Source organism: Tepidibacter sp. Z1-5 (genome assembly GCF_037844525.1).
Classification (GTDB): domain Bacteria; phylum Bacillota; class Clostridia; order Peptostreptococcales; family Peptostreptococcaceae; genus Tepidibacter_A.
In genome coordinates, this window is record NZ_JBBMMD010000023.1 from 1 (window position 1) to 4,533 (window position 4,533).

Sequence of the window (4,533 nt, forward strand, 5' to 3'; positions counted from 1 at the left end):
GGAGGGGTTCCCGAGTTGGCCAAAGGGGGCAGACTGTAAATCTGTTAGCATCGCTTTCACTGGTTCGAATCCAGTCCCCTCCACCATTTAATAACATGCGGGTGTGGCGGAATTGGCAGACGCACTAGACTTAGGATCTAGCGCTTTTAGCGTGGGGGTTCAAGTCCCTCCACCCGCACCATAAGCGGAAATGGCTCAGTGGTAGAGCATCGCCTTGCCAAGGCGAGGGTCGCGAGTTCGAATCTCGTTTTCCGCTCCAAAATATGTACCTGTAGCTCAGTTGGATAGAGCAGTGGCCTTCTAAGCCACGTGTCCGGGGTTCGAATCCCTGCAGGTACGCCATATATACTGGGGATTCGCCAAGTCGGTAAGGCACATGACTTTGACTCATGTATGCGTTGGTTCGAGTCCAGCATCCCCAGCCAATTTAAATTTGACCTATTAGCTCAGTCGGTAGAGCACCTGACTTTTAATCAGGGTGTCCCGCGTTCGAGTCGCGGATGGGTCACCAATAAACACGGAGGGGTGTCCGAGTGGCTTAAGGAGCTGGTCTTGAAAACCAGTGATTCCGAAAGGGACCGTGGGTTCGAATCCCACCTCCTCCGCCAAATGCCCAGATAGCTCAGTCGGTAGAGCAGGGGACTGAAAATCCCCGTGTCGGTGGTTCGATTCCGCCTCTGGGCACCAAGGAAATATGGCGGCATAGCTCAGTTGGCTAGAGCGTTCGGTTCATACCCGAAAGGTCACTAGTTCGAATCTAGTTGCCGCTACCAAATAAAGTGGGCCTTTAGCTCAGTTGGTTAGAGCGCCCGGCTCATAACCGGTAGGTCTGGGGTTCGAGTCCCTGAAGGCCCACCACTTTATTTAGAACAATTATATCGAGGTGTAGCGCAGTTTGGTAGCGCACGTGGTTTGGGACCATGGGGCCGGGGGTTCGAGTCCCTCCACCTCGACCAATTATATGGTGGGTATAGCTCAGTTGGTTAGAGCACCAGATTGTGGCTCTGGGGGCCGTGAGTTCGAGTCTCATTATCCACCCCATATTTTGACCTATTAGCTCAGTCGGTAGAGCACCTGACTTTTAATCAGGGTGTCCCGCGTTCGAGTCGCGGATGGGTCACCAAAAGAATGGCGACATAGCCAAGTGGTAAGGCAGAGGACTGCAACTCCTTCATCCCCAGTTCAAATCTGGGTGTCGCCTCCATAAAAAAATTGACAGTAACAATGAAATATGATAATATATATTTTGTTGTTATAAAATTATGTTCCAAGGTAGCTCAATGGTGGAGCAATCGGCTGTTAACCGATAGGCTGTGGGTTCGAGCCCCACCCTTGGAGCCAAAAGAAAATGCCGAGGTGGCGGAACTNTTTTTTTGTGAAAATAAAATAAGCGCCTATAGCTCAACTGGATAGAGTGTCTGACTACGAATCAGAAGGTTGGGGGTTCGAGTCCCTCTGGGCGCACCACATTGAATTGGGCTCATAGCTCAGCTGGGAGAGCACCTGCCTTACAAGCAGGGGGTCACAGGTTCGAGCCCTGTTGAGCCCACCAATTTAAAAAAACACCTTCATATGAAGGTGTTTTTTAATGTATACTTTTAAGATTATACATAAAATTGATAAGTGCATACAAATATTAATATATAAAGAGAAATTTAATTCATATATGATTTTACCTCAACTAAATTTATAGTTTTCGTATAAAATTAAATATGATTAAATAGATTATTTATATAAAGCACCCCTATTTCTGGACTAAATAATAGTTTGGAAAAGGGGTGCTTTATTAATGGATAAATATAGTTATGATTAAATGAAAACACCTACAAACGCATTAGTATTAGAAATAGAACAGTTTAAAGATATAATAGAAATGACCCCTAATATATACTTAAAAGAAAAGAATGTAACTTAAGTGGCTTATGATTTAGTATATGAAAATAGATCATATTTTATAAGTCAATTTAAGAGTAAATATGGGCACACACCTAAACAATATCAAAAAATAAAACAAAAATGAACTCTTTAGAGTTCTTTTTTTTTCTAAAAAAAGTATATATTTTATCATAAAAGTCTAAAATTAAAATATAAATTTATAGTAGGGAGGGGTACATTTATGAGTATTAGTTTTTTAAAAAAACAGGTGGATGAAAATGAAGAGTTTATGAATGATTTGCGAGAAGCATACATAGATTTAAAATCAGCGGAATCCTTTTTTGATAATGTAAAAGATCCTGATTTAGTAGATTATGCAATATTTAGATTAGAAGCAGCAAAATCGAAATATTCGTATTTTTTAAGAAAAGCAAAAGAAAATGGGGTGATTTATAAAGGGGTGTGTAATGTATAAAGATATTTTCTAAATAGTATTTTATTATAAGATCAATAGATAATAGATAAACTTGGGGGGATAAATATGATTGATGTTTTATTACAGGTAAAGCTCATATTATTATATGGAATCATAATACTTAGCATTTATACTATAGCTTTATTAATGATAGGGCCATTGAAATTGATAGGTAAAATAGGAGCTAAATTAATGGTTGGTGGTTTGTGTATATTTATTTTAAATTATATTTTTAGCATATTCAATATAAACTTAAATATAGGTATAAATTTAATAACATCATTTTGTACAGCTTATTTAGGTGTATTTGGAGTTTTAGCTATATCTTTAATAAAATATTTGCTGTAAACTAATAATTGAATATTTATATTACATAAAACTAGTGCAAAGATATTCATTATAAAAAAGAAAAGCTTGTATTTAGGCTTTTCTTTTTTTATAATGAAGAGTAAATTATAATCCATTTAATTTGCATGAAATGTAATTTGTGTTATGAATTTTAAGCAACGGAAATCTTTACGACTCGTTGGGACATGAAATATGACTTAGCATGAAGCGAAATTTTTATTAAATTTATTATAATAAGGTGGTAAGAAATGATTTATAAGGAGATGATTTTATGTATGTAATATTTAAAGATGATATAATAGATAGTAATGATATAAAAGAAATAATATTGGACAATAGTGAATTTAATATATTAGAAGATATGAGCTTAAGATCTAAAAGGGAAGATATGCTTGCATTTAATATGAGTATAAGTATAGATATATTAAATGAAATGTTAAAAGATGATGGATATGATTTAGAAGAAGAAAACAAAGAGGAATTACTTGATGAATATATGGATTTAGCAGATACTTTAGCTGTTGAATTAGAAGAATATATGCCTGAAAGAACTATTTTAAAAGCATATGCTTACAAGTACGATGAAGTAGAAGGTTGTATTAAATCAATATTTGTTATGTGTCATAGAGATATAGGAGAATTAAAATTAAGTGATATAGTAAAAAGATTGCTGTCTATAGTAGGATAATATGTTCAATTTTAAGTTGTTAAAATAATATGTCTATGAAAATATTTTAAAGTAATCATTAATATTTTCATAGACATATTTTAAATTTTACCTTATCTCTATTTTGGAAAGTTGGAAAAACTAAATGTATTAAACAATAACATAATGGTAATACTACCTTGTAAATGATAAATATAGGAGGTATTATCTATGGAGTTATTATCTAGAAGTTCATTTAGCAACTGTAAAGCTAAATCAATGAGGAAAAAAGGTTTTGTACCTGGAATTTTATACGGTAAAAATATAGAGTCTGTCGGTGTTGCTATGGATAAAAAAGAATTCAAACAAATGTACAGTAAAAATAAAGAGAATAAAGTATTTGATATAGATTTTAACAATGAAGTTCATAAAGTTTATATACATGAAGTTCAAAGAGATACTATGAATGATAAAGAATTTATACACTTTGATTTGCATAAGGTAAACGATGAAGATGTTATTCATACTCACATGCCTATTGTATTGGAGAATAAATCTAAAATAGAAAGTCAAGGATATGTTGTACAACAACAGCTTTTAGATGTTGAGGTTAAATATGGAGCTTATAATACAGCCACACATGTTAGTGGAGATCTATCTTACCTTCAAGATGGAGGATCGCTTACAGTTGCAGATTTAAATATACCGCAAGGAATATCTATTTTAGAAGATATGAATTCAATTGTTGCATCTGTTAACTACCCTAAAGCCTATCAAGCTTTTGATGTGGAAACTGATATAGTGGAGAATAGGTAGTTGAACTCAATAAATTAAAATAATCTTTGGAATAAACACTTAAGGGTTCTTAGCTATATTACTAAAAATATTTAGTTGAGAACTCTCAAATTTAAGATTAAATATACAATTTATTTATACTATAAATAACCATAAAATCAATCTTAAAGATTTAATGTATAAATATAATTAAAAATATATTAAAAAAGTGTTGACGAATGTATCAAATGGTGATATATTATTACTTGTCCTCAACAACGAGGCAAACACGAAACATACAAAGCAAATGAATGAACTTTGAAAATTAAACAGTAGGTTATAAATAAATCACAAACAGTGATTTTCGGAAACAACACATAAAGTCAGTTACTGAGTACTGACAAACTTTTATTTA

5 protein-coding genes and 17 tRNA genes are annotated in these 4,533 nt (G+C 33.8%); all 22 read left to right on the forward strand.

The annotated features are described in order from the left end of the window. Nucleotides 1–86: transfer RNA gene (locus tag WJW32_RS05855), tRNA-Tyr, on the forward strand. An 11-nt stretch (nt 87–97) separates the two neighbouring features. Then, nucleotides 98–181, forward strand: a tRNA-Leu gene (locus WJW32_RS05860). Nucleotides 182–184: 3 nt separating this feature from the next. Then, a tRNA-Gly gene (locus WJW32_RS05865) sits at nt 185–259 on the forward strand. A gap of 6 nt (nt 260–265) precedes the next feature. Continuing rightward, nucleotides 266–342 (forward strand) — tRNA-Arg (locus tag WJW32_RS05870). Between the two features lie 7 nt (nt 343–349). Continuing rightward, nucleotides 350–425: transfer RNA gene (locus tag WJW32_RS05875), tRNA-Gln, on the forward strand. A gap of 10 nt (nt 426–435) precedes the next feature. Continuing rightward, a tRNA-Lys gene (locus WJW32_RS05880) sits at nt 436–511 on the forward strand. An 8-nt stretch (nt 512–519) separates the two neighbouring features. After that, nucleotides 520–608 (forward strand) — tRNA-Ser (locus WJW32_RS05885). A 3-nt stretch (nt 609–611) separates the two neighbouring features. After that, nucleotides 612–687, forward strand: a tRNA-Phe gene (locus tag WJW32_RS05890). Nucleotides 688–696: 9 nt separating this feature from the next. Further along, nucleotides 697–773, forward strand: a tRNA-Met gene (locus WJW32_RS05895). A gap of 8 nt (nt 774–781) precedes the next feature. After that, nucleotides 782–858: transfer RNA gene (locus WJW32_RS05900), tRNA-Ile, on the forward strand. 21 nt (nt 859–879) lie between these two features. Beyond that, nucleotides 880–956 (forward strand) — tRNA-Pro (locus WJW32_RS05905). 8 nt (nt 957–964) lie between these two features. Further along, nucleotides 965–1,041, forward strand: a tRNA-His gene (locus WJW32_RS05910). 6 nt (nt 1,042–1,047) lie between these two features. Further along, nucleotides 1,048–1,123 (forward strand) — tRNA-Lys (locus WJW32_RS05915). Between the two features lie 7 nt (nt 1,124–1,130). Then, a tRNA-Cys gene (locus tag WJW32_RS05920) sits at nt 1,131–1,204 on the forward strand. A gap of 62 nt (nt 1,205–1,266) precedes the next feature. Next, a tRNA-Asn gene (locus WJW32_RS05925) sits at nt 1,267–1,341 on the forward strand. Between the two features lie 49 nt (nt 1,342–1,390). After that, nucleotides 1,391–1,467 (forward strand) — tRNA-Arg (locus tag WJW32_RS05930). 9 nt (nt 1,468–1,476) lie between these two features. Further along, nucleotides 1,477–1,552, forward strand: a tRNA-Val gene (locus WJW32_RS05935). Between the two features lie 363 nt (nt 1,553–1,915). Next, a complete protein-coding gene (locus WJW32_RS14905; RefSeq protein WP_445330215.1) occupies nt 1,916–2,020 on the forward strand; it encodes an AraC family transcriptional regulator in 105 nt (34 codons plus the stop codon). Between the two features lie 96 nt (nt 2,021–2,116). Next, nucleotides 2,117–2,350, forward strand: coding sequence for a DUF2508 family protein (locus WJW32_RS05940; RefSeq protein WP_340256375.1), 234 nt, complete (start codon nt 2,117–2,119; stop codon nt 2,348–2,350). A gap of 66 nt (nt 2,351–2,416) precedes the next feature. After that, nucleotides 2,417–2,698, forward strand: coding sequence for a pro-sigmaK processing inhibitor BofA family protein (locus WJW32_RS05945; protein WP_340256378.1), 282 nt, complete (start codon nt 2,417–2,419; stop codon nt 2,696–2,698). Nucleotides 2,699–2,969: 271 nt separating this feature from the next. Continuing rightward, nucleotides 2,970–3,386, forward strand: a complete 417-nt coding sequence (locus tag WJW32_RS05950) for a hypothetical protein (protein WP_340256380.1) — start codon at nt 2,970–2,972, stop codon at nt 3,384–3,386. A 189-nt stretch (nt 3,387–3,575) separates the two neighbouring features. Next, on the forward strand, nt 3,576–4,160 hold the full coding sequence (locus WJW32_RS05955; RefSeq protein ID WP_340256382.1) for a 50S ribosomal protein L25: 585 nt from the start codon (nt 3,576–3,578) through the stop codon (nt 4,158–4,160). Nucleotides 4,161–4,533 lie beyond the last annotated feature (373 nt).

Bases quoted from the DNA above. Each gene is read 5' to 3' on its own strand.
- WJW32_RS05945 (WP_340256378.1), top strand. From the start codon at position 2,417: ATGATTGATGTTTTATTACAGGTAAAGCTCATATTATTATATGGAATC.
- WJW32_RS05940 (WP_340256375.1), top strand. From the start codon at position 2,117: ATGAGTATTAGTTTTTTAAAAAAACAGGTGGATGAAAATGAAGAGTTT.
- WJW32_RS05955 (WP_340256382.1), top strand. From the start codon at position 3,576: ATGGAGTTATTATCTAGAAGTTCATTTAGCAACTGTAAAGCTAAATCA.
- WJW32_RS05950 (WP_340256380.1), top strand. From the start codon at position 2,970: ATGTATGTAATATTTAAAGATGATATAATAGATAGTAATGATATAAAA.